The organism is Curtobacterium sp. 314Chir4.1 (genome assembly GCF_900215175.1).
Lineage (GTDB): Bacteria > Actinomycetota > Actinomycetes > Actinomycetales > Microbacteriaceae > Curtobacterium > Curtobacterium pusillum_A.
Genome location: NZ_OCMI01000004.1, coordinates 19,225 through 44,409, shown reverse-complemented (window position 1 = coordinate 44,409; position 25,185 = coordinate 19,225). Strand labels below are relative to the sequence as shown.

The 25,185-nt window shown below is 71.6% G+C and carries 24 protein-coding genes and 1 tRNA gene; 12 read left to right on the top strand and 13 right to left on the bottom strand.

Features of this window, described 5'->3' with window-relative positions; all coding sequences use genetic code 11:
* Positions 1 to 55: 55 nt before the first annotated feature.
* Genes CRP27_RS12970 through CRP27_RS12960 form a run of 3 tightly spaced genes read left to right on the top strand, consistent with a single transcriptional unit; the run spans position 56 to position 2,542 of the window.
* On the top strand, positions 56 to 874 hold the full coding sequence (locus tag CRP27_RS12970) for an ABC transporter substrate-binding protein (RefSeq protein WP_097181108.1): 819 nt from the start codon (positions 56 to 58) through the stop codon (positions 872 to 874).
* A gap of 4 nt (positions 875 to 878) precedes the next feature.
* Entirely contained in the window at positions 879 to 1,763 is an 885-nt protein-coding gene (locus tag CRP27_RS12965) for an amino acid ABC transporter permease (RefSeq protein WP_097181107.1), read from the top strand.
* Positions 1,760 to 2,542, top strand: coding sequence for an amino acid ABC transporter ATP-binding protein (locus CRP27_RS12960; protein WP_097181106.1), 783 nt, complete (start codon positions 1,760 to 1,762; stop codon positions 2,540 to 2,542). The genes CRP27_RS12965 and CRP27_RS12960 overlap by 4 nt, the downstream gene beginning before the upstream one ends.
* 118 nt (positions 2,543 to 2,660) lie before the next feature.
* On the opposite strand, the gene CRP27_RS12955 is transcribed toward CRP27_RS12960, so the two are convergent.
* Positions 2,661 to 4,103, bottom strand: a complete 1,443-nt coding sequence (locus CRP27_RS12955; protein ID WP_097181105.1) for a DHA2 family efflux MFS transporter permease subunit — start codon at positions 4,101 to 4,103, stop codon at positions 2,661 to 2,663.
* Between the two features lie 71 nt (positions 4,104 to 4,174).
* Here CRP27_RS12955 and CRP27_RS12950 point away from each other — a divergent pair, with 71 nt between their 5' ends.
* Positions 4,175 to 4,816: a TetR/AcrR family transcriptional regulator gene (locus CRP27_RS12950; RefSeq protein ID WP_097181104.1), complete on the top strand. Its 642-nt coding sequence runs from the start codon at positions 4,175 to 4,177 to the stop codon at positions 4,814 to 4,816.
* Here the strand turns inward: CRP27_RS12950 and CRP27_RS12945 are convergent.
* On the bottom strand, positions 4,813 to 5,778 hold the full coding sequence (locus CRP27_RS12945; protein ID WP_097181537.1) for an NAD(P)H-quinone oxidoreductase: 966 nt from the start codon (positions 5,776 to 5,778) through the stop codon (positions 4,813 to 4,815). The two genes, CRP27_RS12950 and CRP27_RS12945, sit on opposite strands and share 4 nt — an antisense overlap.
* Before the next feature lie 146 nt (positions 5,779 to 5,924).
* Here CRP27_RS12945 and CRP27_RS12940 point away from each other — a divergent pair, with 146 nt between their 5' ends.
* Positions 5,925 to 6,377: a hypothetical protein gene (locus CRP27_RS12940; RefSeq protein ID WP_097181103.1), complete on the top strand. Its 453-nt coding sequence runs from the start codon at positions 5,925 to 5,927 to the stop codon at positions 6,375 to 6,377.
* 76 nt (positions 6,378 to 6,453) lie between these two features.
* Here CRP27_RS12940 and CRP27_RS12935 read toward each other — a convergent pair whose 3' ends face one another.
* From CRP27_RS12935 to CRP27_RS12920, 4 genes are all read right to left on the bottom strand, one after another.
* Complete coding sequence (locus CRP27_RS12935; RefSeq protein WP_097181102.1) at positions 6,454 to 7,332, bottom strand: aldo/keto reductase; 879 nt, start codon at positions 7,330 to 7,332, stop codon at positions 6,454 to 6,456.
* Between the two features lie 40 nt (positions 7,333 to 7,372).
* Positions 7,373 to 8,620 carry an FAD-dependent oxidoreductase gene (locus CRP27_RS12930; RefSeq protein WP_097181101.1) on the bottom strand — a complete coding sequence of 416 codons (1,248 nt, stop codon included), beginning with the start codon at positions 8,618 to 8,620 and terminating at the stop codon, positions 7,373 to 7,375.
* A gap of 120 nt (positions 8,621 to 8,740) precedes the next feature.
* The gene (locus CRP27_RS12925; protein WP_097181100.1) at positions 8,741 to 9,211 is read right to left on the bottom strand and encodes a DUF6264 family protein; all 471 of its coding nucleotides are present in this window, start codon (positions 9,209 to 9,211) and stop codon (positions 8,741 to 8,743) included.
* Between the two features lie 10 nt (positions 9,212 to 9,221).
* Positions 9,222 to 10,112 (bottom strand): CoA ester lyase, encoded by an 891-nt coding sequence (locus tag CRP27_RS12920; protein WP_255257585.1) that lies wholly within the window; start codon positions 10,110 to 10,112, stop codon positions 9,222 to 9,224.
* A gap of 130 nt (positions 10,113 to 10,242) precedes the next feature.
* Here CRP27_RS12920 and CRP27_RS12915 point away from each other — a divergent pair, with 130 nt between their 5' ends.
* Positions 10,243 to 14,088: an ATP-binding protein gene (locus tag CRP27_RS12915; protein ID WP_097181099.1), complete on the top strand. Its 3,846-nt coding sequence runs from the start codon at positions 10,243 to 10,245 to the stop codon at positions 14,086 to 14,088.
* 303 nt (positions 14,089 to 14,391) lie between these two features.
* Positions 14,392 to 14,979: a CDP-alcohol phosphatidyltransferase family protein gene (locus CRP27_RS12910; RefSeq protein WP_097181098.1), complete on the top strand. Its 588-nt coding sequence runs from the start codon at positions 14,392 to 14,394 to the stop codon at positions 14,977 to 14,979.
* Positions 14,980 to 15,092: 113 nt separating this feature from the next.
* Here the strand turns inward: CRP27_RS12910 and mscL are convergent, their stop codons facing one another.
* The 3 genes from mscL to CRP27_RS12895 all read right to left on the bottom strand — a co-directional run bounded on the left by mscL (position 15,093) and on the right by CRP27_RS12895 (position 16,536).
* Positions 15,093 to 15,593 carry a large conductance mechanosensitive channel protein MscL gene (gene mscL, locus CRP27_RS12905; protein WP_079237171.1) on the bottom strand — a complete coding sequence of 167 codons (501 nt, stop codon included), beginning with the start codon at positions 15,591 to 15,593 and terminating at the stop codon, positions 15,093 to 15,095.
* 72 nt (positions 15,594 to 15,665) lie between these two features.
* The gene (locus CRP27_RS12900; protein WP_097181097.1) at positions 15,666 to 15,950 is read right to left on the bottom strand and encodes an FmdB family zinc ribbon protein; all 285 of its coding nucleotides are present in this window, start codon (positions 15,948 to 15,950) and stop codon (positions 15,666 to 15,668) included.
* A gap of 1 nt (position 15,951) precedes the next feature.
* Positions 15,952 to 16,536 carry a 5-formyltetrahydrofolate cyclo-ligase gene (locus CRP27_RS12895; RefSeq protein WP_079237169.1) on the bottom strand — a complete coding sequence of 195 codons (585 nt, stop codon included), beginning with the start codon at positions 16,534 to 16,536 and terminating at the stop codon, positions 15,952 to 15,954.
* A 115-nt stretch (positions 16,537 to 16,651) separates the two neighbouring features.
* Between CRP27_RS12895 and galU the strand changes: the two genes are divergently transcribed.
* From galU to CRP27_RS12875, 4 genes are all read left to right on the top strand, one after another.
* Positions 16,652 to 17,542 (top strand): UTP--glucose-1-phosphate uridylyltransferase GalU, encoded by an 891-nt coding sequence (gene galU / locus CRP27_RS12890; RefSeq protein ID WP_079237168.1) that lies wholly within the window; start codon positions 16,652 to 16,654, stop codon positions 17,540 to 17,542.
* A 71-nt stretch (positions 17,543 to 17,613) separates the two neighbouring features.
* Positions 17,614 to 18,273, top strand: coding sequence for a GNAT family N-acetyltransferase (locus CRP27_RS12885; RefSeq protein ID WP_079237167.1), 660 nt, complete (start codon positions 17,614 to 17,616; stop codon positions 18,271 to 18,273).
* Positions 18,274 to 18,407: 134 nt separating this feature from the next.
* Positions 18,408 to 19,499, top strand: coding sequence for a hypothetical protein (locus CRP27_RS12880; protein ID WP_097181096.1), 1,092 nt, complete (start codon positions 18,408 to 18,410; stop codon positions 19,497 to 19,499).
* 51 nt (positions 19,500 to 19,550) lie between these two features.
* Positions 19,551 to 19,623: transfer RNA gene (locus tag CRP27_RS12875), tRNA-Ala, on the top strand.
* Positions 19,624 to 19,682: 59 nt separating this feature from the next.
* On the opposite strand, the gene CRP27_RS12870 is transcribed toward CRP27_RS12875, so the two are convergent.
* On the bottom strand, positions 19,683 to 20,066 hold the full coding sequence (locus CRP27_RS12870; protein WP_097181095.1) for a hypothetical protein: 384 nt from the start codon (positions 20,064 to 20,066) through the stop codon (positions 19,683 to 19,685).
* 71 nt (positions 20,067 to 20,137) lie between these two features.
* On the opposite strand from CRP27_RS12870, the gene CRP27_RS12865 reads away from it, so the two are divergent.
* On the top strand, positions 20,138 to 21,175 hold the full coding sequence (locus tag CRP27_RS12865) for an amidase domain-containing protein (protein WP_176505600.1): 1,038 nt from the start codon (positions 20,138 to 20,140) through the stop codon (positions 21,173 to 21,175).
* 181 nt (positions 21,176 to 21,356) lie between these two features.
* Here CRP27_RS12865 and CRP27_RS12860 read toward each other — a convergent pair whose 3' ends face one another.
* From CRP27_RS12860 to CRP27_RS12850, 3 genes are all read right to left on the bottom strand, one after another.
* The gene (locus CRP27_RS12860) at positions 21,357 to 22,556 is read right to left on the bottom strand and encodes a hypothetical protein (RefSeq protein WP_176505599.1); all 1,200 of its coding nucleotides are present in this window, start codon (positions 22,554 to 22,556) and stop codon (positions 21,357 to 21,359) included.
* Between the two features lie 130 nt (positions 22,557 to 22,686).
* Positions 22,687 to 24,552 carry a glycoside hydrolase family 2 protein gene (locus CRP27_RS12855; protein WP_097181094.1) on the bottom strand — a complete coding sequence of 622 codons (1,866 nt, stop codon included), beginning with the start codon at positions 24,550 to 24,552 and terminating at the stop codon, positions 22,687 to 22,689.
* Positions 24,553 to 24,635: 83 nt separating this feature from the next.
* Positions 24,636 to 25,091: a MaoC/PaaZ C-terminal domain-containing protein gene (locus CRP27_RS12850; RefSeq protein WP_097181093.1), complete on the bottom strand. Its 456-nt coding sequence runs from the start codon at positions 25,089 to 25,091 to the stop codon at positions 24,636 to 24,638.
* Positions 25,092 to 25,185 lie beyond the last annotated feature (94 nt).

Genomic DNA, 25,185 nt, shown 5'->3' with positions numbered 1-25,185 from the left:
TCCCACCGCGAAGTACACTTCGACCTGCCCCCACCCCTCGCACGAAGGCCCGACCGTGACCCGTTCCCTCCGCCTCACCATCGCCGTGGCCACCGCCGCGGTCGCCGCACTCGCGCTGTCCGCCTGCTCCGCCGGTGGCAGCAGCGCCGACGGCACCGTCACCGACGGCAAGCTCACGATCGCGACCGGGCAGCCCGCGTACTCGCCGTGGGTCGAGGACAACAAGCCGCAGTCCGGCAAGGGCTTCGAGTCCGCCGTGGCCTACGCGGTCGCGAAGGAGATGGGCTACAGCAAGGCCGACGTGGTCTGGAAGCGCAGCACGTTCGACAGCGCGATCGCACCGGGCCCGAAGGACTGGGACCTCAACGTCCAGCAGTTCTCGATCGACGCCAAGCGCAAGAAGGCCGTCGACATGTCGAGTGCGTACTACACGACGACCCAGGCGGTCGTGACGACCCAGAAGTCGAAGGCCGTCGACCACACCACGATCGACGAGCTCAAGAAGGACGCCATCGGGGTCGCGACCGGTTCCACGAGCATCGCGTCCGTGAAGAGCGTGCTCGGGGTCACCCCGCAGGTGTTCAACTCGAACGACGACGCCGTGCTGGCGCTCAAGTCGGGCCAGATCGACGCGATCGTGACCGACCTGCCGACGGCGTTCTACATGGCGTCCGCGCAGCTCGACGACGGCACGGTCTCGGCGCAGTTCCCCGCGGACGGCAAGGGCGACCAGTTCGGATTCGTGCTGCCGAAGGACTCGGAGCTGACGAGCAAGGTCGACAAGGCCCTGAAGACGCTGAGCGACGACGGCACCCTGAAGGACCTGCAGACCAAGTGGCTCTCCTCGGAGACCAACACCCCCGTCCTGAAGTAGCCGCGTGACCGTCCCCGCCGGCGCCGGCGCCGGCACCCCGGTGGCCGCATCCGCGCCGAGCCAGATCGAGCTGGAACGTCGCCTCTACCGTCGGCAGCGCGGCCGCCGTTCGATCGTGGTGTCGGTCGCCTCGACGGTGGTCGTCATCGCGGTCGTGTACTTCGGCGTCGTGAACACGCCCGGCTGGGCCGCGGTCCAGCAGTCGTTCTTCGACCCGCAGACGGCCATCGACTCGTTCCCGTCGATCCTCGAGGGGCTGTGGCTCAACGTCCGGATCCTGTTCTTCAGCGCGATCGGCGTCGCCGTGTTCGGCACGCTGCTCGCGGTGGTGCGGGGCCTGCGCAACCCGGTGTTCTTCCCGCTGCGGATGCTCGCCACCGGGTACACCGACCTGTTCCGCGGACTGCCGCTCATCATCGTGCTGTACCTGGTCGGGTACGGGATCCCCGGCCTCGGGGTCTTCCCGCGGCTGCCCGCCGAGGTCTGGGGCACCATCGCGATCGTGCTGACGTACTCGTCGTACATCGCTGAGGTGCTCCGCGCCGGCATGGAGGCCGTGCACCCCTCGCAGCGCCTCGCCGCCCGGTCGCTCGGGTTGTCGCACGCGAAGACGCTGCGGCTCGTGGTGCTGCCGCAGGCGATCCGCAAGGTCACCCCGGCACTCATGAACGACTTCGTGTCGATGCAGAAGGACGTCGGCCTGGTGTCGATCCTCGGTGCCGTCGACGCGGTCCGGTCCGCGCAGATCGCCCAGGCGGAGACCTACAACTTCACCCCGTACTTCGTCGCCGGTCTGCTGTTCGTGGTGATCAGCCTGCCGCTGATCCGCGTCACGGACGCGATCGCACGTCGGCAGCAGCGGCGCGAGCAGATCGGGGGCACCGTATGAGCAGCACCGGGTCCGGCCTGGAGGCACGGATCACGCCCGACGCGTCGGGCGCGGTCCTCGAGTTGCGCGGCCTGCGCAAGGCCTTCGGCGCGCACGAGGTCCTGCGCGGGATCGACCTGGCGGTGCACCGCCACGAGGTCATCTGCGTCATCGGGGCCTCCGGTTCGGGCAAGTCGACGCTGCTCAAGACGGTGAACCTGCTCGAGGGCATCGACGACGGCGAGATCCTGCTGCAGGGCACCGACATCGCCGACCCGAGGGTCGACGTCGACGCGACGCGCGCCCGGATCGGTGTCGTCTTCCAGCAGTTCAACCTGTTCCCGCACATGAGCGTGCTCGACAACGTGACGCTCGCGTCGCGGCAGGTGCACGGCGTCGGCAGGGCGTCGGCGGAGGAGAACGCGCGGCGACTGCTCGGGCGGATCGGCCTCGCGGACTTCGCGGGGGCGTACCCGGACCGGCTCTCCGGCGGGCAGCAGCAGCGCGTCGCCATCGTGCGGGCGATCGCGTCCGACCCCGAGCTCCTGCTGCTGGACGAGGTCACGAGTGCGCTCGACCCGCAGCTCGTCGGCGAGGTCCTCGACCTCGTCACCGAGCTCAAGCGGCAGGGTTCGACGATCCTGATGACCACGCACGAGATGCACTTCGCGCGGAACGTGGCCGACCGGATCGTGTTCCTGCACCAGGGCGAGGTCGTGGAGCAGGGTGCCCCGGCCGACGTCCTCGACACCCCGGAGCACCCCGCGCTGGTCGAGTTCCTCTCGCGCGTCCACGCGTAGTCCGCGCCGGGCTCGCACCGTGCGAGGCACGCTCTCCGCCGTGCGAGGTGCCGACCAGTGTGCGAGGTCCGCGACATCCCACCGTGCCCGGGACCTCGCACACTCCGGGCGCGACCGACTACGCGACGGGGGCCGGCGAGGCGGCGGCGAGCCGTGCCTCCAGGCCGTCGTCGGTGACCGTCTCGGGGACGTGCGCCGACCGACCGGCCGGCAGGAACGCCGCGACGATCGCGCTGACCGCGACCACGGCCGCCCCGACCACCACGGCGGGCTGCGCCGCGTCGACGTAGCCGGTCGGCGTGAGCTGCCCGCCGTTGCCCGTGAAGACGGCCGTCAGGACGGCGATCCCGAGCGCGACCCCGATCTCCCGGAGTGTCGAGTTCGCACCGGACGCCTTCGCGTGGTCGTGCTGCGGCATCCGGGCGAGCACCGCCGTCGAGATCGGCCCGAACACGGCGCCCATCCCGATGCCGGCGAGCAGGAAGCCCGGCAGCAGCGTGGCGAACGTGACGTCCGCGGCCATCGTGCCGGCGATCCAGAACAGACCGGCGGACAGGAACACCATGCCGCCGGTGATGAGGACACGCGTGCCGACCCGGGGCGCGATGATCCCGGCGAGCGGGGCGACGACCATCGGCGCGAGGGTCCAGGGCATCGTCCAGACGCCGGCCTCGAGCGGAGTGCGCCCCTGCACGACCTGCAGGAACTGGATGAGGATGAACACCGCGCCGAAGGCGCCGAACGAGAACGTCATCGCGACGATGTTCGCGAGGGCGAAGCTCCGGTCGCGGAAGAACCGCAGGGGCAGGAGCGGCGCCGTGGTGCGGGCCTGCCAGAGCACGAACGCGACCAGCAGCACACCGCCGCCGATCAGCCCGGTGAGCACCTCGCCGCTCGTCCAGCCGGCGTCGTTGCCGCGGACGACCCCGAAGACGACGCCGAGCACCCCGAGGCCGGCGAGCAGGACACCCACGACGTCGGCGCGGACACGGGCACCGCGGGTGTTCGGCAGCGCGAACAGTGCGAGCGGGACGGCGACGATGCCGACGGGCACGTTGAGCCAGAAGATCGCCTCCCAGCTCCAGCCCTCGACGACGGCTCCGCCGATGAGCGGGCCGAGGGCGACGCCGAGGCCGGAGATGCCGCCCCAGACGCCGATGCCGACGGTGCGGAGCCGGTCGGGGACGCTGCCGACGAGCAGGGTGAGGGAGAGCGGCATGATCGCGGCGGCGCCGGCGCCCTCGATCGCGCGCCAGACGATGAGCGACGTCGGATCGGTGCTCAGGGCGGCGAACGCGGAGGACACGGTGAACACGGCGATGCCGGCGACGAAGAGGTGCCGTCGACCGAGTCGGTCGCCGAGGCCGACGGCGAGCAGCATGAGCGCCGCGAACGCGAGCGTGTAGGCGTTCGTGATCCACTGCAGCTCCTCGACCGAGGCGCCGAGGTCCGCGTGCACGGCGGGCAGGGCGCTCGTGACGACGAGGTTGTCGAGCGTCGCCATGAACATCGGGAGGGACGCGGCGGCGATGGCCAGCCAGACGGGGATGCGTCGTTCCATGGTGGGGGTCCGTTCGGTTTGGTAATCGGATGATTACTTACGAAGGGTGACTGTAGTAATCGACTGATAACATGTCAACCATGACTCCCTCGGCATCTGCACCGGCTCCGGCGACGGCCGTCCGCATGCCCGCCGCGCAGCGTCGCGCGATGATCCTCGAGGCGGCGCGCGGACTCTTCGGCAGCCAGGGCTACAACGGCACGACGACGGACCAGATCGCGGCGGCCGCCGGCATCAGCCAGCCCTACGTGGTGCGGATGTTCGGCTCGAAGGAAGCGCTCTTCCTCGAGGTCTTCCGCGACACCCTCGACATCCTGCTCGACGCCTGGCGGGAGACCCTCGCGCACCTCGGGCCCGACGAGACCGCGGCGCACGTCATCGGCGAGCAGTTCGTCGACCTCGCAGCCAGGCGGGGGCTGCACACGCTGCTGCTCCAGGGGTTCGTGTCCGGCGCCGAACCGGCGATCGGTGCCGCGGCCCGGGCGGGGTTCCTCGAGCTCTACCGGTTCCTCCGCGACGAGGCCGGGATCGCCGACGACCAGGTCCAGGGGTTCCTCGGCAGCGGCATGATCTTCGCGATCATGCTGGCGATCGACATGCCCTCCCGGTTCGACGACGACCCGGACGCGGCCGACCTGTTGCGGGCGACGTTCGGGGCGAAGTGCGGGCAGGTGCTCGACCTCGTCCGGGGCCAGCGGGCCGCGGGCGCCTAGGGCGTCAGCAGCACCTTCCCGACGACCTCGCCGTCCCGGACCCGCCGGTGCGCCTCGGCGGCCTCGGTGAGCGGCAGGACCGCGTCGATCACCGGGCACACGCGACCGTCCGCGACGAACGGCCACACGTTGTACCGGACGGCCTCGACGATCGTGGCCTTCTCGGCGAGCGGCCGTGCGCGCAGGGTGGTGGCACTGATCGTCGCCCGCTTCCGCATCATCGCGCCGAAGTCGAGCTCGCCCGTGCGTCCGCTGCCCGAAGCGATCACGGCGATGTGCCCGTTCGTCGCCAGGACCTCGAGGTTCCGGCCGAGGTACTCCGGTCCGACGACGTCGAGCACCACGTCGACCCCGCGACCGTCGGTGAACTCGAGCGTCCTGGCGACGAAGTCCTCGGAGCGGTGGTCGACCACGAGGTCCGCGCCGAGCTCCTCGGACGCCCGGACCTTCCGCTCGCCACCCGAGGTCGCGACGACCGTCGCCCCGAGTGCCTTCGCCCACAGCACGGCGTGCGACCCCATCCCGCCGGTGCCGCCGTGCACCAGGAGGGTCTGCCCCGGCCGCAGTCCGGCGAGCATGCCGACGTTCGAGTACACGGTGCACGCGGCTTCGGGGAGCCCAGCCGCCTCGACCAGGTCGACGCCGTCCGGCACCGGCAGCACCTGTGTGGCCGGTGCGACGACGAGCGAGGCGTACCCGCCGCCCGACAGCAGGGCGCAGACCCGGTCGCCGACCGCGAACCCGTCGACGCCGTCGCCGAGCGCGCGGACCGTGCCGGAGACCTCGAGGCCGAGGACCTCCGAGGCGCCTGGCGGCGGCGGGTAGTTGCCGGCGACCTGCTGGAGGTCCGCGTTGTTCACCCCGGCGGCGACGACCTCGATGAGGACCTCGCCGGTGCCCGGCACCGGGTCGGGGAGGTCGGTGACGTCGAGGGAACCGTTGACCGGGAGGATGGCACGCATGGCGTCGACGCTACGCTCCCGGACCGTCCGGACGGCTGTGCCGGGCTCGTGATCGGCCTGCCGGACCTGTGCGTCCCCCATGTACTCTCGATGCGGATCCGTGCCCTGACCGAGGGGCACGGTCAGACCCGGGGGGACCCATCACCATGACGAAGAAGCTCGTCTCGCTCGCCACGGCCGCCATCGCCGTCGCACTCCTGGCCGGCTGCTCCACCGGCGGCTCCGGCACCGGTGCGACCACCGCCGCGAAGGAGACCCCGACCCAGTCGAAGACGGCCGCGTGCAAGGCCTTCGAGTCGAAGGTCGAGTCCGCCGCCCAGGGACTGCAGTCCGAGGTCGCCAAGCTCCAGTCCGACCCGCAGGCCGCGGTCGCGAAGCTCAAGGAGTTCGACACCTCGCTCTCCGAGGGCGTCGACGCCGTCACGAACCCGACCGTGAAGCCCAAGGCCGAGGCCTTCCACACGGCCTACACCGACATGCTCACGCAGATCGAGGCCATCGCGAAGGACCCGCAGTCGGCCGACATCTCGAAGTTCACCGAGACGACCACGAAGGTCCAGGAGGCCGGCAACGACTTCCAGAAGTCCTGCACGGCCTGACGCACGCCGACGGACGAACGCACCCCGCGCCTCCAGGCAGACGGCACAGCCGACCCGGAGGCGCGGGGTGCGTCGTCTACGCGGCCGCCGGTTGCGACGCGTCGAGCCTGGCGACGTCCTCCGGACGCAGCTTCACGGTCGCGGCCGTCACCGAGTCGAGGATCGACTGTGGGCGCGACGCACCGGGGATCGGGACGACGACGTCGCTCTTCTGCAGCTCCCACGCCAGTGCGACCACCTGCGGGGTGACCCCGCGGTCCCGGGCGATGTACGCGAAGTCCTCGTAGGCGGTGCCGAGTTCCGCGGCGTTCGCGATGCCGCCGAGGGGACTCCACGGCAGGAACGCGATGCCGAGCTCGTCGCAGAGCGCCAGTTCGGGCTCGCTCGAGCGGAACTTCGGCGAGAACTGGTTCTGCACCGAGGCCAGACGGCCGTCGAGCACCTCGTTCGCCGTGCGGATCTGGTCCGGGTCGGCGTTCGAGATGCCCGCCATCCGGATGACGCCCTCGTCGAGCAGCTCGGCGAGGGCCCCGACGGAGTCGGCGTACGGCACGGCGGGGTCCGGCCGGTGGAACTGGTACAGGCCGATCGTCTCGACGCCGAGGCGCTTCGCGGAGGCCTTCGCCGCCTGCTTCAGGTAGTCGGGGTGCCCGTTCTGCGCCCATGCGCCGGCCTCCGGACGGAGGTGTCCGCCCTTCGTGGCGATGAGGACGTCGTCGGCGGGACCGTGGAACTCCCGGACGGCCCGCGCGATGAGCTCCTCGTTGTGCCCCACCTCGTCGTGGGCGGCCAGGTGGTACGCGTCGGCGGTGTCGATGATCGTGACGCCGGCCTCGAGTGCGGCGTGGATCGTGGCGATCGCCTGCCGTTCGTCCGGTCGTCCCTCGATGGACATGGGCATGCCACCCAGCCCGATGGCACTGACCGACACGTCTCCGATGACTCGTTGCTTCATGTCCCCAGCATGCGCCGGGACCGCACGTCGGTGTCCAGGGTCAGCGCCGTGCCCAGGCGGGGGCGTGCTCCGGCAACGGCCCGAACGCGATGCCCCGGGCGTAGAGCCCGCGCACCGGCGGCACCCACCGGGCGAGCAGGACGGGCAGCTTCGGCGGACCGGACTGCAGCCCGCCCGCGAACGCCCGCTCGAACACCACCCGGTGCAGCATCGCCTGCGCGGTCTGGATCGCCACGGCCGGCGGTGTCCGACGTCGCTGCACCCTGGCGAGGGTGCGGTCGAGTGCCGCCCCGCGCAGCCCCCGCTGCAGCGCCGGCGCGAGCACCGCGGCAGTCGCGACGGCGTCCTGCACGGCGAGGTTGATGCCGACGCCGCCGGCCGGGGACATCGCGTGCGCGGCGTCCCCGATGCAGAGCAGCCCCGGTCGCCACCACCGGGGCAGTCGGTCCATCCGGACGTCGAGCACGTGCACGTCGTCCATCGACGCGATCGTGTCGACGCGGTCCGCGAAGTCCGGCCGGAGCCGGGCGACCCGTGCGCGGAAGGCCTCGAGCCCCTCGGCGCGGAGGGCGGCATCGGACCCCTTCGGCGCGAAGTACGCGACCTGGTGGTAGTCCGGCCGCGGGAAGCTCAGCAGGACGTCGGTGCCGGAGAACGCCGGGACGAGCGCGGTCGTGGCGTCGCCGGGTCTGCGGGGGAGCCGGAACCACCACGTGTCGAACGGCACCGGGAAGGAGCGGGGGTGCAGTCCCGCCGCGGCGCGCAGCACGGAGTCGCGTCCGTCGCAGGCGATGACCACGTCCGCGCGGAGCTCCTGGGGTTCGCCGTCCCCGCGGTACGGGCGGAGGTGGACGCCGGTCACGACGCCGTTCTCCTCGATGGTCCCCGTCGCGGCGAGCCCCATCGAGACGTCGAACGAGGGCTCCTCGCGGGCGGCGGTGACGAGCACGTCGAGCAGGTCCCACTGCGGCACCATCGCGACGTGGTCGTAGGGCGGTCGCAGGCGCGAGAAGTCGCCGAGCAGCAGCCGCGAGCCGTCGGGCATCGGCAGCGAGAAGTCGTCCAGCCGTGACTGCGGCAGCGCGGCGAACCGCTCTCCGAGGCCGAGTTCGTCGAGCAGCCGGATCGTCGAGGCGTGCACGGTGTCACCGCGGAAGTCCCGGTTGAAGTCGTCGTGCTTCTCGACCACCCGCACGGCGATGCCCGCCCGGGCCAGCAGCAGGCCGAGGACCACCCCGGCGGGGCCGCCGCCGACCACCGCGACCGTCGTGCGCGAGACCGTCACCATGCCCTGGACGCTACGCCGTCCCGGACGGGAGGCACGGTGCGGGCCCGCCCCGCGCCTCCCGTCCGCCGTCCGGCCGCGTCCACCGCCGCACATGCGTCCGCGGCCGCACGTGCGTCCGCGTCAGGCGGTGGTGCCCGACGAGCTCGAGGCCGTGCCGGCGTCGGCGGCCCCCGCGAACACGACGCCACCCCACGTGATGACCGCGATCGCGAGCACGAAGCCCACCGCGGCGATCCACCAGGACGACCGCCGCCGGATCCAGGCGCCGATCGCCAGGACGACCGTGGCCACCCCGATCACGAACGCCCCGCCGACCGCGATCGCCGTGCCGCCGATGTACGCCCCCGGCGAGCACCCCGCCGACGCGTCGCACGTCGCCGTCGCCGAGATCACCGCGATGATGCCGACGACCGCCGTGACGATCGTCATCACCGCACCGAACGCCAGCAGCAGTACGGTCGAGATCCGGTCGGCGAGCTTGGCGGGCGGGAACAGGGTCGTGCCACCGCGCTCCCACGCCGCGCGCTGCGGGTCGCCGGAACCGGGGGGAGTGGGCTGCGGCGGACCGCCGGGGACGTTCGACCAGGTCATGGGTGCAGTCCTACCGCGCCTCGACGCCGAACGCCTGTGCGAGGCGCTGGATCTTCTGCGCGCGACCGAGTCGTGGCAGGTCGGAACCGTCGCGGATGACCTTCCCGCGGGCCTCGAAGTCGTCGAGGAAGTCCTGCGCCCAGGCGACGTCGGTCGGCGTGGGGGAGATCACCTCGTTGATGACCGGCAGCTGCTCGGTGTCGAGGCACAGCTTGCCGGTGAGGCCGAGCGACACCGCGACCTGCGACTGCTCGCGGAGGATCGGGTGCGACGAACCGACCGTGGGGCCGTCGATCGGGCCGGGCAGGCCACCGACGCGGGAGGCCACGACGAGCTTCGACCGCGGGTACGCCATCGCGAGCGTGTCGGCGCTCGTGCCGGTGTCACGGCGGTAGTCGCCGGATCCGAACGCCAGTCGGAACGCGCCCTGGGCCTTCGCGATCGACACCGACTCCTCGATGCCGACCGCCGACTCGACGAGGGCGATCACCGGGGTCTGGCCGCCGAGCCGGTGCCACGTGTCGGTGACCTGCGCGGGCGACTCCGTCTTCGCGAGCATCACGCCCTGCAGCCCGGGCAGGCCGCGGAGTTCCTCGACGTCGTCCGCCCAGAAGTCGGTCGTGACGTCGTTGATGCGCACCCACGCCTCGCCGCCGCCGGCCAGCCAGGACGCCACGGTGTTCCGAGCACCGGGCTTCGCTGCCGGGTCCACGGCGTCCTCGATGTCGAGGATGATCTGGTCGGCGCGGGATCGCTGGGCCCGTTCGAAGCGGTCAGCGGCGGTCCCGGCGACGAGGAGCCACGAGCGCGATATCTCCGCCGGGACCGATCGGCGCCGGTTCGGCCCGGAGGTGGACTCCGGTGCGGGGGTGGACGGAGCAGTGCGGTCGTCGATGGCCATGCCCCGTTGGTACCACATCGGGTCCGCGTGGATCGCATCGTGCGCCCCCGGAAACCCCGAAACCTCGGTTCATTGCCAGAGTGGCAGCCCGCTTCCGCCTACAGTGTCGGATGTGTGGCGAGCGGACAGGGTGACCGACGGTGAGGACGACGTGAACGACGACGTCCCCGTCGAGGGCGCCGACGCGCCCGCAGACGGACAGCACGACCGGCAGGGGGAGCAGGACCGACGGGGGCACCAGGAAGAGGCCGTGGTGACGGACGAACCCGACCGCACCCTGCGTCCAGAGCTGCAGCTCACGAGTCCGCAGGCGATCAGCCTGGGTGATCCGCGCCTCCAGGCCGGGAACGCCGCGGAACCGGTGTGGGACGTCTGGCGCAAGCAGCTGACCGGTGTCGGAGGCACGAGCCCGCTCACCCACTTCGCCGACCACCCGCGCGCCCGCATCGAACTCTCGACGACGCACCCGGGCGGCCTGGCCCAGTTCATCACCGGCAAGACGACGCTGCTGTCGAGCCTGATCCGCGACGAGGTCGCGCTCCGCGCCGCCCGCATCGCCGCCGGACACGTCGAGGCGAAGGGCACCGAGCTCGCGACCGTGCGCGGCATCGACGCCGTGAAGCTCGGCATCGGCATGGCCGACTGGAAGCACGGCGACGAGCAGTTCCGCGGCCCGGTGCTCCTCCGACCGCTCGCGATCCGTCGCCACGGCCGTGACTTCGAGGTCCGCCTGCTCGGCGAGCCCGTGCTGAACCCGGGCCTCGCCGACGCGCTGCACGAGCACTTCGGGGTCATCCTCGACGCCCAGTCGTTCGTCGCCCTGGCCCAGCAGGACGGGTCGTTCACGCCGAACCCCGTGATCGACCGGCTCCGCGGCCTGACCGCGCACATCCCCGGCTTCTCGGTGCACGCACGACTCGTCGTGTCCACGTTCGCCGAGGTCGCGTCCGGCATGGTCGAGGACACCGAGGACCTGTCCCACCCGGTCCTCGACGCCCTCGCCGGCAACCCGAGCGCCAAGTGGCAGGTCGAGCAGTCGTACCACCCGGTCGAGCAGACGCCGTCCGACGAGCGCAGCCCGGAGACGGACACGCTCCTGCTCGACGCCGACGACGAGCAGGAGAACGTGATCGCGCAGATCACGGCCGGCAACTCGATCGTCGTGAAGACCCTCCCGGGCACGGGGGGCACGCAGACGATCGTGAACGCGCTCGGCGGCCTCGTCGCCGCGAACAAGCGCGTGCTCGTCGTGAGCCCGCGCCGGGCGACCCTGCGCGGCATCGCCGCCCGCTTCGCCGAGGTGCAGTTGCCCGGTGTCGCCGTGACCCCGTCGACGCTCCGGCGTGACGTCGTCCGCGCGATCGCCCGGAACGAGAAGGCCTCCCGTCCGAACCTGCGCGAGGTCGACGACGCCCTGGTCCGACTCCGCAAGGTGCTCACGGACTACCGCGGGTCGCTCACCCGCGTCGACCCGGACTTCCGCGTCTCGGTGCTCGACTGCCTCGTCGAGCTCTCGCGGCTGTCCCTCCTGCCGGTCCCGCCGTCGACCACGGCGCGGCTCTCGAAGACGAGCGTGACGAGCATGGTCGAGGGGCGCTCACGCGTCGCCGAGACGATGGTCAGCGCGGCGAACCTCGGCGAGTTCCGCTACGGCCCGGACGACTCGCCCTGGTACGGCGCGAAGTTCTCGACGAGCGACGGTGCGCAGCGCGCCCACAAGATCGCGAAGGACCTCGACGCCGACGCCCTGCCGACGCTGCTGCGCCGCGCCCACGACCTCGTGGCGACGACGCACATGCGCCAGTTCACGACGATCAACGAGCTCGGCATCTACCTGCGCCTGCTCACCGAGATCCGGGACACCCTCGACCGGTTCCTGCCCGTCGTCTTCGACCGCTCGGTGTCCGAGCTCGTGGCCGCCACCGCCCCGCGTGGTGAGGGTGCGCCGATGTCGAGCACCAACCGTCGCCGCCTCAAGAAGCTGGCGCGCGAGTACGTCCGTCCCGGCGTGCACGTCTCCGACCTGCACGAGGCGCTCACCCGTGTCCAGCAGCAGCGCGTCCTCTGGCAGCGCTACGTCGCCGCCGGTGTGAACCCCGAGGTGCCCACCGGCATCGCGGACGTGCAGGTGCTGTTCTCGAACGTGGTGCAGGACCTCGCGCGCCTCGACGAGCCGCTGGGCCGCACCGCCCGCGAGACCCAGCTGGCGAACGTCCCGATCGACGAGCTCGTGCCGACGATCGCACGCCTGGCCGAGGAGTCCGACGTCCTGCACAACCTGCAGGAGCGCACCGAGCTCATGCAGACCCTGCGCGACCTGCAGCTCGAGCCGCTCATCACCGACCTGGCGAACCGGCACGTCCCGGACACCCACGTCCCCGCCGAGCTCGAGCTCGCCTGGTGGCAGTCCGCACTCGAGACCATGCTCGAGTCCGACCGCGCCCTGCTCGGTGCGAACACCGACATGCTCGACCGGGTCGAGGCCGACTTCCGCCTCGTCGACGACGCGCACGCGGCCGGGGTGTCCCAGGGCCTGGCGTGGCAGCTCGCCGAGAACTGGAAGGTCGGTCTCGTCGACTGGCCGGAGGAGTCCACCGCCCTCAAGACGCAGCTGAAGGAGGGCGCGATCACCTCGCGCCTCCTGCAGGACTCCGCGCCGCACCTGTCGCGGTCGATCGCGCCGGTGTGGCTCGCCTCGCCGTACGAGGTCGCCCAGATCGCGGACACGATGCCGTTCGACACCGTGATCCTGGTCGACGCCGGTGCCGTGACGATCGCCGAGACCGTCGGTGCCGTCCGTCGGGCCCGCCAGACCGTCGTGTTCGGTGACCCGGTGACGCAGACGCCGTCGCCGTTCCGGATCGCCGTCGACCCCGCGCACCGGGCACTGCAGGTCGACGAGGAGACGCTCGACGCCTTCCACGCCGACTCCGCGCTCGCGAAGCTGTCGACCCTGCTGCCGACGTTGTCGCTGACGCGTTCGTACCGCGCCGGCGGCGAGGACCTCGCCGAACTCGTGAACCGCCGCTTCTACGGCGGCCGCATCGAGTCGCTGCCGTGGGCCGGGTCGTTCCTCGGGCACGGCTCGATCGCGCTCGACTACGTCAGCGACGGCAAGGCGGTCCCGGACCCGGAGTCCGGCGCCGTCGAGAGCGTGGACGCCGAGGTGGACCGCGTGGTCCGGCTCGTCATGGACCACGCGCGCACCCGGCCGACCGAGTCCCTCATGGTCATCACCGCGTCGGCGAAGCACGCCGTCCGGGTCGAGCAGGCCGTGCTGACCGCGGCGCAGGGGCACAAGGACCTCACCGAGTTCGTCATCGGCGACCGGGCCGAACCGTTCATCGTGGCGACGCTCGAGCAGTCCGTCGCCCAGAGCCGCGACCGGGTCGTGTTCTCGATCGGGTACGGACGGACGCCGCACGGTCGTGTGCTGCGCGACTTCGGTCCGCTCGGCAAGCCCGGCGGGGAGCGCCTGCTCGCCGTCGCGATGACCCGCGCGCGCCGCTCGATGGTGATCGTCACGTGCTTCCAGCCCTCCGACATCGAGGCCGAGCGGATGGGCCACGGCACCGTCGCACTCGCCGAGATCCTCGCCGAGGTCCGTGCCCGCACGACCGCCGAGTACGTGCCGGACGACTCCGACCCGCTGCTCGTCGACCTGGCCCGTCGCCTCGAGATGCGCGGTATCCCCGTCGCGCTCGGCCACCGCGGCAAGCTCGGCCTGGTCGCCGCGCACGGCGGTGTCTGCGTGACGATCGAGACGGACGCGTCGCTCGTGAAGGGGTCGCTGCGCGAGTCGCTGCGACTCCGCCCCGAGGTGCTCCGCCGACTCGGTTGGCACTACGTGCGCGTGCACGCGTTCCAGCTGTTCTCCGACCCGGACCGCGTCGCGAACACGGTCGCGTCGGTGCTCGGCGTCGACCGTGGCGCCACGCAGGAGATCTCGATCCCGCCGATCCCGGCCCGCCGATGACACGGCGGGCACACCGGCCCGCGGGGCCGGTGACGCCCGGGACGGACCAGCTGGTGGGCACGTGGACGCGGGCCGAGGACGCGTCGTCAGGCGTTGGCCCCGTCCGACCAGCGACCGACGGCGGCGAGACGGACGCACAGCCTGGAGGCGCGGGTCGACGCCGCAGGCGCGTCACCACCCAGCCGGTGCCGGGCTACGACCCCGCCGCGCCCGCGGAGCCGGCCCGCCACCGCGACGGGGAGAACGACGACCAGCTCCGGCGGGACGTCCCCCCGCACTGGTGACCAGGTAGCATTTCCGGAGATGACTGACACCGTGCGGGAGCGCCCCGACTGGCAGACCTGGCCGAACCTGATCTCGCTGTTCCGGCTCCTGCTGATCCCGGTCTTCGTGTGGCTCGTCGTCGCCGGACACCCCGGGTGGGCGCTCGTCGCCCTCGTCGTCATCGGCGTGAGCGACTGGGCGGACGGCTTCATCGCCCGGAGGTTCGACCAGGGCTCGAAGCTCGGCAAGGCGATCGACCCCGTCGCCGACCGTCTGGCGATCATCGCGATCGTGCTGTCCCTGGTGCTCACCGGACTGCTGCCGTGGTGGGTCGTGGCCGTCGTCGTGCTCGTCGACCTGGTGCTCGTCGTGCTCTCGAGCGTGCTGTTCCACGGCAACCCGGACCTCGACGTGACCTGGACGGGCAAGATCCGCTCGGCGCTGCTGTTCGTCGGGCTCCCGGTGCTGCTGTTCTCCGCCGTGCACACGGTCGACGAGAACGCCCCGTGGGTCCGCGTCGTCGCCCTGGTGTTCGTCTACCTCGGCACCGTCGGCCACGTGCTCGCCGGCATCCAGTACGCCATCGCGATGTTCGCCAAGCGCCGCCGCGTGACCGCCGCGCGCTGAGGCCCTGCGGGCGGATCCCCGAGTTCCGCGGTTCGGCCCGCCGCCGCACGACCAAAACCCGCTCGCACCGCGCGATTGCGTGGCGCGAGCGGGCTTTGGTTGTGCGGAAGCGCCTACAGCTTCGTCGTGCCGCCGATGCCGGGACCCTCGGGCGCGGTCGACGGTGCGACGTGCGCGCCGGATCCCGTCGACGTGGGCACGCCGTTCTGCGAACGGAGCAGGTCGCGGATCTCGAGCAGCACCTCGACGTCGGTCGGCGGGACGTCCTGCGGCGTCTGCTCCTCGTCGTTCTTGACCCGCTCGAACGCGACCTTCTTGAGGTGGTTCACGGGGAGGACCAGCGCGAAGTACACCACGGCCGCCACGATGACGAAGTTGAGCGCGGCGCCGATGATCGCGCCGAACATGAGCTTCGCGTCACCCCCGGAGACGGTCGGGATGTGCACGATGAGTGCCTTGTCCAGGCTCGACGCGTTGAAGACCGCACCGATGAGCGGGTTGATCAGCGCGTTGACGATGGCGGTGACGATGGCGGTGAACGCAGCACCGATGACGACTGCGACGGCCAGGTCGATGACGTTGCCGCGGAGCAGGAACTCCTTGAAGCCCTTCACGGGACTCCTTCCGGGTCGAGGACGGCCGCCGGTCGGCGACCCCACAAACCTACCGAGGAGTCGGCGCCCGGGTCAGGACGCGGCGGGCTTCGACGGGGCCGGCGTGCTCGGCTTCGACTCGGTCTTCGCGGGCGCGGGCGTCGACGACGATCCGGACGAGCCGCTCTCCGCCTTGGGGGTGGCCCGGGAGTCCGTGCGGTAGAAGCCGCCCCCGTTGAAGGTCACCCCGACCGGCGAGAAGACCTTGCGCAGCGCGCCCCCGCACGCCGGGCACTCGGTGAGCGTGGCGTCGGAGAACGACTGCTTGACGTCGAAGGCGTTGCCGCACTCCGTGCAGCGGTACGAGTAGGTGGGCACCCTAGCTCCGGAAGGTGATGATGCGCGATGGCGTGATGATGCCGTCGACGGGTTCGTCGTGGGGTTCGCGCGGGACCTCGTCGAGGTACTCCGCGTCGAAGATCACAGCATAGACGGGCGGGCGGTTCGCCATCGACCCGAGGGTCTTGTCGTAGTAGCCGCGTCCCCAGCCCATCCTGACGCCGTCGTGCCCGACCGCGGCGGCGGGGGTGAGGATCGCGTCGACGTCGTTGATCGCCAGCGGTGAGAGCACCTCGCCGACGACCTCGGGCATGCCGGCCAGGCCCTCGGTCTCGGACGTCCCGTCGCCGACGGCCCAGTCGAGCAGGCCGTCCTCGCGGGTGATCGGCAGCAGGACGCGCACACCACGCGAGTAGGCCCAGTTGAGGAACGGCCGGACGTTCGGTTCCTCGGGTGCCGAGAGGTACAGCGCGATCGACTCGACCTGCCGTTCCTCGGCGAAGCGCTGGAGGGTGGCGGTGAGCGCCTCCGTGTCGGCGTCGCGTTCGGTCGTGGTCCGGGTGCGCCGCCGCTGCCGGAGGTCGGCTCGCAGGGCACGTTTCTCGTTCCCGAGATCGGCGATCATGCGCAGGAGTCTACCGAGGGTGTCCGTTGCGGCTTCCCGCCGCCGGCCGCGCGAAGCCGTGTCCTCCGTAGCGACGACATGCCCCGTCCAGGGGTCATCCGATACCGTCACAGGCATGGGCTTCCAGATTTCGAAAGCCGTGATCCCCGCCGCCGGCCTGGGCACGCGCTTCCTCCCCGCCACCAAGGCGATGCCGAAGGAGATGCTCCCCGTCGTCGACAAGCCGGCCATCCAGTACGTGGTGGAAGAGGCAGTCGGCGCGGGCCTCACCGACGTGCTCATGATCACGGGGCGCAACAAGAACGCGCTCGAGAACCACTTCGACCACGTGTCCGAGCTCGAGGAGACCCTCAAGAAGAAGGGCGACCACGAAAAGCTGCAGAAGGTGAACCAGTCCACGGACCTCGCCGACATGCACTACGTCCGTCAGGGCGACCCGCTCGGCCTCGGCCACGCGGTGCTCCGCGCCAAGATGCACGTCGGCCGCGAGCCGTTCGCCGTGCTCCTCGGTGACGACATCATCGACGCCCGTGACCCGCTGCTCCAGCGCATGATCGAGGTCCAGGGCGAGAAGAACGCCACCGTCGTCGCGCTGCTCGAGGTCCCGGAGTCGCAGACCCACCTCTACGGCATCGCGACCGTCGAGCCGACCGACACCGACGACGTCGTGAAGATCACCGGCCTCGTCGAGAAGCCGGCACAGGGCGAGGCGCCCTCGAACCTGGCCATCATCGGCCGCTACGTCATCCGCCCCGAGGTCTTCGACGTCCTCGAGAAGCAGGAGCCGGGCAAGGGCGGCGAGATCCAGCTGACCGACGCGCTCATGAAGATGGCGAGCGCCGAGGAGTGGACCGGCGGCGTGTACGGCGTCGTGTTCCGTGGACGCCGGTACGACACGGGTGACAAACTCGACTACATCAAGGCGATCGTCCAGCTCGCCTCGGACCGCGAGGACCTCGGCCCCGACCTCAAGTCGTGGCTGAAGGAGTTCAACGCGGGCGAATAGTCGACCCGTCGCCGAACGGGTCCGGGGGAACCACCCCGGGCCCGTTCGACGCCCCCGGAGGAACCAGCGCGATGACGACGATCCCGACCCTGTCCCACGGGCGGGTCACCATCCGGCCCCTCCGCCTGCGCGACAGCCGCGACCTCGACGTCGCGCTCGCCACCAACCGGTCGTGGCTCCGCACGTGGGAGGCCACGAACCCCTCCGGACACGTCTCCACCGACGTCCGCGGCAGCATCCGCGCGCTCCAGGCCAACGCCCGCGCGGGTCTCGGTCTGCCGTTCGCCATGGAGCTCGACGGCCGGTTCGTCGGCCAGCTGAACGTCTCCGGCATCACGTACGGCTCCCTCGCCAGCGCCTCGATCGGCTACTGGGTGGTCGAGGACGCCGCCGGTCACAACGTCACGCCGATCGCCGTCGCGATGGCGGTCGACCACTGCTTCCGCGTCGTCGGCATCCACCGCATCGAGATCTGCATCCGTCCGGAGAACGCACCGTCGCTGCGGGTGGTCGAGAAGCTCGGCTTCCGGTACGAGGGCCTGCGTCGCCGGTACATCCACATCAACGGCGACTGGCGCGACCACTTCTGCTTCGCCCTCGTCGCCGAGGAGGTCCGCGAGGGCGTCCTCGAACGCTGGGTCCGCGGGATGGTCCCGCCCGGTGTCGGCAGCGTGCCGCTCGCCGCCCGCGACGAGGCGGCGTTGCCGCTGCACACGACGCCCCGCGTCTGACCCGGCGGTCCCGTCCGCCTCGTCCCACCGAGCGGACTGGAGGCGCGGCTCGCCTCCCGTGATTTCGTCACGACACGCGCAACACGCGTCCGGCAATCACCTGCCAGGGGAACGCCCGCCCCTACCGTGTCCCCATGGCAGGTATCGGCTCCTGGGGCGGCGGCATCGTCCTGCTCATCGCGGCCGTGCTCTGGCTCGTCTACCTCATGCCGTCCTGGGCGGCCCGGCGGCAGTACCTCGCCACCGAACGGAACGCGATCCGCCTGCAGCAGACCCTCCGCATCCTCGCCCAGACGGCCGAGCTGCCGGACGAGGTCCGCGTCGAGATGAACGCCAAGTCCCTCGCCGAGGCGCAGCGCGTCGCGAAGTCGGAGGAGGCGAAGCGCACCGCGATCGTCCGTGCCCACGAGGCCGCCCGTCAGCGGGAGATCACCCGTCGGCTCGCCGAGCAGGCTCCCGTCCTCGAGCGTGCGTCCTCTGTCCCCGCGCTCACCGCGATGCGGATGCGGCGTTCCCGCCTGGGCGCGACCCTGCTCGGGACGCTCGGCATCGTCGTCGCGATCGTCGTCTTCGTCGCGGCACCCGCCGCTTGGCTGGTCGGTGTCGCCGGCCTCGTCGCCGCGGGTGGATCCGCAGCGGTCCTCGCCCAGCTGCACCAGGTCGCGACGGCGCGGAAGGCGCGGACCGCGACGGCCGTGCCGGAGGCGAGCCGTGCCTCCAGGCCGACGCGCGAGTGGACGGACCCGGCGCCGCCGCTGTCCACCGAGCAGCCCGCGGAGCCCGCGCGCGACCGGAGCTGGACGCCGAACCGTGTCCCGAAGCCGCTGTACGTCGAACGTCCCACCGCTCCGGTTGCGTCGCCGGAGTCCGCTGCCGAGCTGGCCGCGCGGCTGAAGGAGCGCGTCGCCGAGGCCAAGGCGCAGGCCGAAGCAGAGGCCGCCGCGATCCGCGCTGCCGAGACCGACCCGTCGCTCGCTCGGGTGTCGCAGATGCGTCCGGACGTCGAGGAAGCCGTCGCGTCGCTGTCGGCGCACGACCAGGGGCGACTCGCTGAGCGGTTGGGGCTGCGCGCGCCCGCGTCGCCCGCTGCCGCTGCGCCGGAGAACCCGGCGCCGACCGAGCCTCCCGCGCCGCCGAGCAAGTGGGCCGGCATGGGGGTCCTCGGCGAGGACGCCTACGAGCAGGCGGACCTCGACGCGATCATGCGTCGCCGCCGCGCCGTGTGACCACTCGATTTCGGCTCGGGCGGACGCGGGTGCTAGTGTGGTCGAGTCCTTGGGGCTATGGCGCAGTTGGTAGCGCGTCTCGTTCGCAATGAGAAGGTCAGGGGTTCGAATCCCCTTAGCTCCACTCCACGACAGAAGGCCACCCGATCGGGTGGCCTTCTCTCGTTGCGGCGTCCGTGGGCGTCAGCCGGGGACGCTCTCCGTCAGGACGCCCGCCTGCGCCAGATCGGTGTGGATCGCGTTGGCGGCCTGCTCGAACGCGCGGTTGCCACGCGAGATCCCGAGCGCACCGCCCTTGATCGCGGACTTCCCGGAGCCGCGGAGCAGCCGGGCGACCGTCCTCCCGTCCGGAGCGACCATGATCTGCACGTCGAGGCGGGTGTGGAAGGTGCGGTCGTTCGCCATGCCGCCGATGAGCAGCGTCAGGCCCAGGCTGCCGCGGGTGGCGCGCAGGGCTCCCTGCTCGCCGTCCTCGACGGTGTAGCCCTCGCGGGCGAGGGCGCCGCGGACTCGGGCGCGGACGGTCTCGGGGTCGGCTGCGACGAAGAAGTCGTGGCTCTCGGGCATCGGGTCTGATCCTCTCGACGGTGGTTCCTGCCAGAGATCATGCCGTGTCGTCGCCTACCCTGGGAAGCACCATGACTGCTTCGTTCACGCGCCGTTCCCTGCTGTCCCTCGCCGGGGTGACCGGGATCGGGCTCGCCGTTGCAGCGTGCTCCTCCGGTGACGACGGCAAGGGCGCGGGCAAGGACCACGGCGGCAGCGGGACGGGCAGCGCGACCCCGACCGCGAAGCCCGTCGCGAAGTCGGTCAGCCCCGCGCAGGTCCCGCTCGCCGGCGGTGTGACGATCACGGTCGCTGGCACCGGGCTGGCGGCCGTCAAGGGCGTCACGGTCGGCGGGATCGCGGCACGCGACGTGCAGGCCACGGCGACGAAGGTGACCTTCACGGCACCGCACCAGGCGATGTACACGGCGGGCTCCGCGGACGTGGCGCTCTTCACGTCGGCGATCACGCCGTCACCGTCGGCGAACCAGTCGTCGGACGGCAACGGCAGTGCAGCGAACGACGGGCAGACCGGAGCGACGCAGGACTCCGCGACCGCCACGCCCACGCCGACCGCCGCTCCGGTGCCGGATGCCTCGACGGCGGTGGCGACCTCGACCCTGGCGTACGCCGCGCTGACGGACGTCGACCGGCAGCTCCAGTACGCGATGGCGCACTGGAAGGACTACAACCTGGCCGAGTACGGCACCATGAACCCGATCGGCGGCGACTGCGCGAACTACGTGTCGCAGACCCTGATCGCCCGCGGGTGGGAGCAGCGCTCCGACTGGTACAACCGCTCGGCCGGAGCGGAGCACTCGGCGACGTGGACGTACTGCCCGACGATGGACCCGTGGCTGACGACGAACGCCGCCGAGTTCGGTCTCACCCGCCGTTCCCTCGACGAGCGCGACAAGGTGAAGGTCGGCGACATCGTGTTCTACGACTGGAACGACAACGACTCGCCGGACCACACCACGATCGTGTCCGAGGTCTTCACGGAGCCCGACGGCACCATCCGCATCAAGTCGGCGAGCCACAACCAGGACGGCCCGTACCGCGACCTCGACGAGATGATCACCGTGCAGCACCCGGGCGGCACCGCCTGGTTCCACACGTTCGACGCGTAGCCCGTCCGGTCCGCACGGCTCGTCGGTCGCCCACATCCGGTTCGGCGTGGCTGCGCACCACGGAAGTCCGGTCGAACCGCGGAAGTGCGCGGCGCCGAACGACTTTGGTTGTGCGAGCGGCAGCGGAGGCGGTGGCACACACCGCCCGGCCGCCCTCGCTCCGCGGCGGCCGCGCACCGCGTCACGGGTACCCGAGGAACCAGAGCAGCACGATCGCCACGGGCTGCAGGCACACCCCGACCACGAGCCACGTGACGGCCCGCCGGCGCGTCCGCACGAACACGTCCGACCCGAGCAGCGGCGCCATCGGCATGAGCAGCCGCGGCAGGCTCTGCTGCGGCAGGAACACGGCGACGAGGTACAGCCCGTACGACGCCGTGAACGCCCACACGTCGACCCCGAGCGCCCGGACGTCGCGCCGCCGCCAGAACCACACCGCACCCGCCAGCACGGCGACCACGAGCACGATCCCGAGCGGCCCGAGCCACGTCCCCGCCATCGTGAACCACGGGGTCAGCGGCGCGAAGTGCTGCCGGCCGACGAACCCCACCCACCACGACAGCTCGGTGTCGAGGTACGCGTTCGGTCGACCGGTCACCGCGGAGGCGATCACCGGCCACGCCAGTCCCGCCGCTGCCACCACCAGACCCGACACGACGATCGCCACGGCGTCCCGGACGGGGAGCGCCCGGCGCTCCTGCACCCACCGCACGACGAGATGGACGGCGAGCGCCACGGCCAGCGCGAGCACGCCCGGCTTCGTGAACGCAGCGACGAGCCCGAGCGGCGCCACGAGCCAGTACCGCCGACGCACCAGGGCGAGCAGCGCCCCGAAGAGCAGCAGCAGGAAGGTGCTCTCGGCGTAGGCGACCTGCAGCAGGAACCCGGTCGGTGCGAACGCGAAGAGCGCGGTCGCCCAGCGTGCCCGGTGCGAGCAGCCCACCGCGAGGACGAGCCGGTACAGCAGCACGCACGCCCCAGCCCCGGCGAGCGCCGACACCAGGACGCCGGCGACCCAGAACGACCCGCCCGTCAGGGGCATCACCGCGCGCACGAATGCGGGGAACACCGGGAGGAACGCCCAGGCGTTCGGGGCGACGTGCCCGGCGTCGTCGAGCGGCAGGGTCGTCGGGTACCCGTGCTCCGCGATGATCCGGTAGAACGACGCGTCCCACGAGCCCGAGAAGGTGAAGAACGACGCGTCACGCCGGTACGAGGCGAAGGTCCACCCGTTCGCGGTCGCGACGACGTACACCGTCGCGAGCAGCGCCGTGCTGACGACGCGGGACGCCAGCCACAGCAGCAGGGGAGTGGTCCACGCGCTGTGGCGCGCGTCCAGGGCCGGCCTGGAGGCGCGGGTCGTCTCCGCAGCGCTGGTCACCGGGCGATCCTCCCACGTCCACTGCCCGCGCCGACCTGCGCGTCGAGTGAGCAGCAGTGGTCGGGTCCGTCTACGGGACCCGACCATTCCTGCTCACCTGAAGGCGCGCCTCCAGGCCGTCCGCGTCGCGTCAGCGACCCGTGATCGCCCGTCGGATCTGCTCGATCGGCACCTTCGGGGTGCGGTCGGCGTTCAGCAGGCCGTTCGTCTCCTGCATCGTGTCCGTCAGCTGCGTGTAGCAGGAGCCCGCCAGGAACGAGCTCGCGCGGATCGCGTCGTACAGGGCGGTGATCCGGGCGATCCAGTCGTCGCCGCTCGTGGCCGAGGTGTAGCCCCACCCGTCCTCGCGCTGCGCTCCCGGCTGGTAGTTCACGCCGCCGAACTCGGTCAGCATGACCGGCTGCCCGTGGTCCGTCGCACCGGCGACCAGCACCCACCGGTCGGACGGACCCATCCCGTGGAAGAGCTCCGACCGTGCGGTGTCGTCGGCGTACGTCCGGGCCAGGCTCTCGCCCACGCCGTCGTAGTCGTGGATGGTGATGATGTCCGAGTTCGTGTGCTCCCACCCGTCGTTGGAGATCACCGGGCGCGTCGGGTCGATCGCCCGCGTGACGTCCGCCAGCGACCGCGCGTAGGCCTGCTGTGCCGGGTCGGTGGCGATGTGCTGCACGCCCCAGCTCTCGTTCGCCGGGACCCACGTGACGATCGACGGGTGCGAGGCGTCGCGCTCGACGGCGTCCATCCACTCCCGCATGAGCCGCTGCACCGCACGCGGGGAGAACGCGTACGCACCCGGGGCCTCGCCCCACACCAGGATGCCGAGCCGGTCCGCCCAGTACAGGAAGCGCGGGTCCTCGATCTTCTGGTGGTTGCGGGCCGCGTTGAAGCCGAGTTCCTTGATGAGCTCGACCTCGCGGCGGAGTGCCTCACGGGAGGGCGCGGCGATGTGCGAGTCCGGCCAGTACCCCTGGTTCAGGACGCTCCGGACGTCGTAGCTCCGGCCGTTCAGCAGGAAGGCGCCGCCGTCGACGCCCACCGTGCGGACGCCGAAGTACGATGCGACGGCGTCGACCGGGGCTCCGGTGCGGTCGAGCAGGGTGACGGTGGCGTCGACGAGCCGCGGTGCTTCGGGGGTCCAGTGCAGTTCGTCCTCGGCCTGGCCGTTCGTCTGTCGGGCGATCGGGACCACGACGTCGAACTCGTCCGAGGTGTCGCCGAGCGTGGACTCGATCGTCGCGAGGTGCTCGTCGCGCTCGTCCCAGCGTGCCTCGACACGGAGGCGCTCGCGGCCGGTGCGCTCGCCGCGGAGCCGGACGGTCAGGCGGACGGTCCCGTGGTCGACGTTCGTCCAGCGCAGGTACTCGATCGACGCGGTCGGCACGGCCTCGAGCCAGACCGTCTGCCAGATCCCGGTGGTCCGGCGGTACCAGATGGCGTGCGGGTCCTCGTGCCAGTCCTGCTTGCCGCGGGGCTGGGTGAGGTCGTGCGGATCGTCCTCGGCACGGACCACGAGGGTGTGGACCGCGTCGGGGTCGGCGTCGCCCGTCAGCGCTTCCGTCACGTCGAAGGAGAACGGGGTGTGCCCGCCCTCGTGCTCGCCGATGAACTGCCCGTCGATCCAGACCCGGGCACGGTGGTCGACGGCGCCGAAGTGCAGCACGAGGCGCGGGGCCGTGGAGCCGAAGCCCGCTGCGTCGAGCTCGGCGCGGGTGATCGTGCGGGAGTACCAGACGACGGGGTGGAAGCCGGGCTCGTCGATGCCGGACGCCACGGACTCCGGCGGGAACGGGACGACGATGTCCCGGGCGTCGGGGAAGCCCGCGCGCCAGGCGCTGTCGTCGCCTTCGTTGCGGAACGACCACGTGCCGTCCAGGTCGGCCCAGTGACGGCGGAGCATCTGGGGCCTGGGGTACGAGCCGTCCTGCCGCGAGGCGAGCGGGAGGGCCGGCGAAGGGGCGGTGTCAGGTGCGGCGACGGTGCCGTCGAGCGTGCTCATGCGTCCATGCTGGCGCGCTTGTACATCGTTGTAAAGAGGGCGGCAACGATTGCACGCGGTGCCGACCGTGGCCGTCTGCTCGGTCAGCCGATCGCGGCCGCGCGCGTGAGGACCATGACGTCCATGCGCCCCTGCTGCACGACCTCGCCGCGTTGGTTCCGGAGCGACACCGTCCGCTCGACGATCCCGGTCCTCCCGGAGCTCGTCAGCCGGGTGGACAGGATCTCGACCTCGCACGTCAGGGTGTCCCCGATGAACACCGGGGCCGTGAACCGCCACTGGTCGATGCCGAGCAGTGCCACCGCGGACCCCTCGAACACCCCGGTCCGGGCGATGAGGCCGAGGCAGAGCGAGGTGCCGAGCAGCCCGTGCACGATCCGCTGGCCGTACCGGGTCTTCGCGGCGAACTCGACGTCGGTGTGGACCTGGTTGTTGTCGTTCGTCCACGACGCGAACGAGACCACGTCGGCCTCGGTGATGGTGCGACCCGGGGTCGTGAAGGTCTGTCCGGCGGCGAGGTCCTCGAGGTAGTGCGGCACCCTGTCATCCTCCCACCGGTCGCACCTCGCACGGTGCGAGGTGTCGCACGGTGCGAGGTTCCTGGTGGTGTGCGACCCTCGGGACCCCGCACCG

Bases quoted from the DNA above. Each gene is read 5' to 3' on its own strand.
- CRP27_RS12855 (WP_097181094.1), bottom strand. From the start codon at position 24,552: ATGAGCACGCTCGACGGCACCGTCGCCGCACCTGACACCGCCCCTTCG.
- CRP27_RS12950 (WP_097181104.1), top strand. From the start codon at position 4,175: ATGTCAACCATGACTCCCTCGGCATCTGCACCGGCTCCGGCGACGGCC.
- CRP27_RS12945 (WP_097181537.1), bottom strand. From the start codon at position 5,778: ATGCGTGCCATCCTCCCGGTCAACGGTTCCCTCGACGTCACCGACCTC.
- CRP27_RS12940 (WP_097181103.1), top strand. From the start codon at position 5,925: ATGACGAAGAAGCTCGTCTCGCTCGCCACGGCCGCCATCGCCGTCGCA.
- CRP27_RS12910 (WP_097181098.1), top strand. From the start codon at position 14,392: ATGACTGACACCGTGCGGGAGCGCCCCGACTGGCAGACCTGGCCGAAC.
- CRP27_RS12920 (WP_255257585.1), bottom strand. From the start codon at position 10,112: ATGGCCATCGACGACCGCACTGCTCCGTCCACCCCCGCACCGGAGTCC.
- CRP27_RS12885 (WP_079237167.1), top strand. From the start codon at position 17,614: ATGACGACGATCCCGACCCTGTCCCACGGGCGGGTCACCATCCGGCCC.
- CRP27_RS12955 (WP_097181105.1), bottom strand. From the start codon at position 4,103: ATGGAACGACGCATCCCCGTCTGGCTGGCCATCGCCGCCGCGTCCCTC.
- galU (WP_079237168.1), top strand. From the start codon at position 16,652: ATGGGCTTCCAGATTTCGAAAGCCGTGATCCCCGCCGCCGGCCTGGGC.
- CRP27_RS12960 (WP_097181106.1), top strand. From the start codon at position 1,760: ATGAGCAGCACCGGGTCCGGCCTGGAGGCACGGATCACGCCCGACGCG.
- CRP27_RS12870 (WP_097181095.1), bottom strand. From the start codon at position 20,066: ATGCCCGAGAGCCACGACTTCTTCGTCGCAGCCGACCCCGAGACCGTC.
- CRP27_RS12880 (WP_097181096.1), top strand. From the start codon at position 18,408: ATGGCAGGTATCGGCTCCTGGGGCGGCGGCATCGTCCTGCTCATCGCG.
- CRP27_RS12865 (WP_176505600.1), top strand. From the start codon at position 20,138: ATGACTGCTTCGTTCACGCGCCGTTCCCTGCTGTCCCTCGCCGGGGTG.
- CRP27_RS12925 (WP_097181100.1), bottom strand. From the start codon at position 9,211: ATGACCTGGTCGAACGTCCCCGGCGGTCCGCCGCAGCCCACTCCCCCC.
- CRP27_RS12895 (WP_079237169.1), bottom strand. From the start codon at position 16,536: ATGATCGCCGATCTCGGGAACGAGAAACGTGCCCTGCGAGCCGACCTC.
- CRP27_RS12930 (WP_097181101.1), bottom strand. From the start codon at position 8,620: ATGGTGACGGTCTCGCGCACGACGGTCGCGGTGGTCGGCGGCGGCCCC.
- CRP27_RS12935 (WP_097181102.1), bottom strand. From the start codon at position 7,332: ATGAAGCAACGAGTCATCGGAGACGTGTCGGTCAGTGCCATCGGGCTG.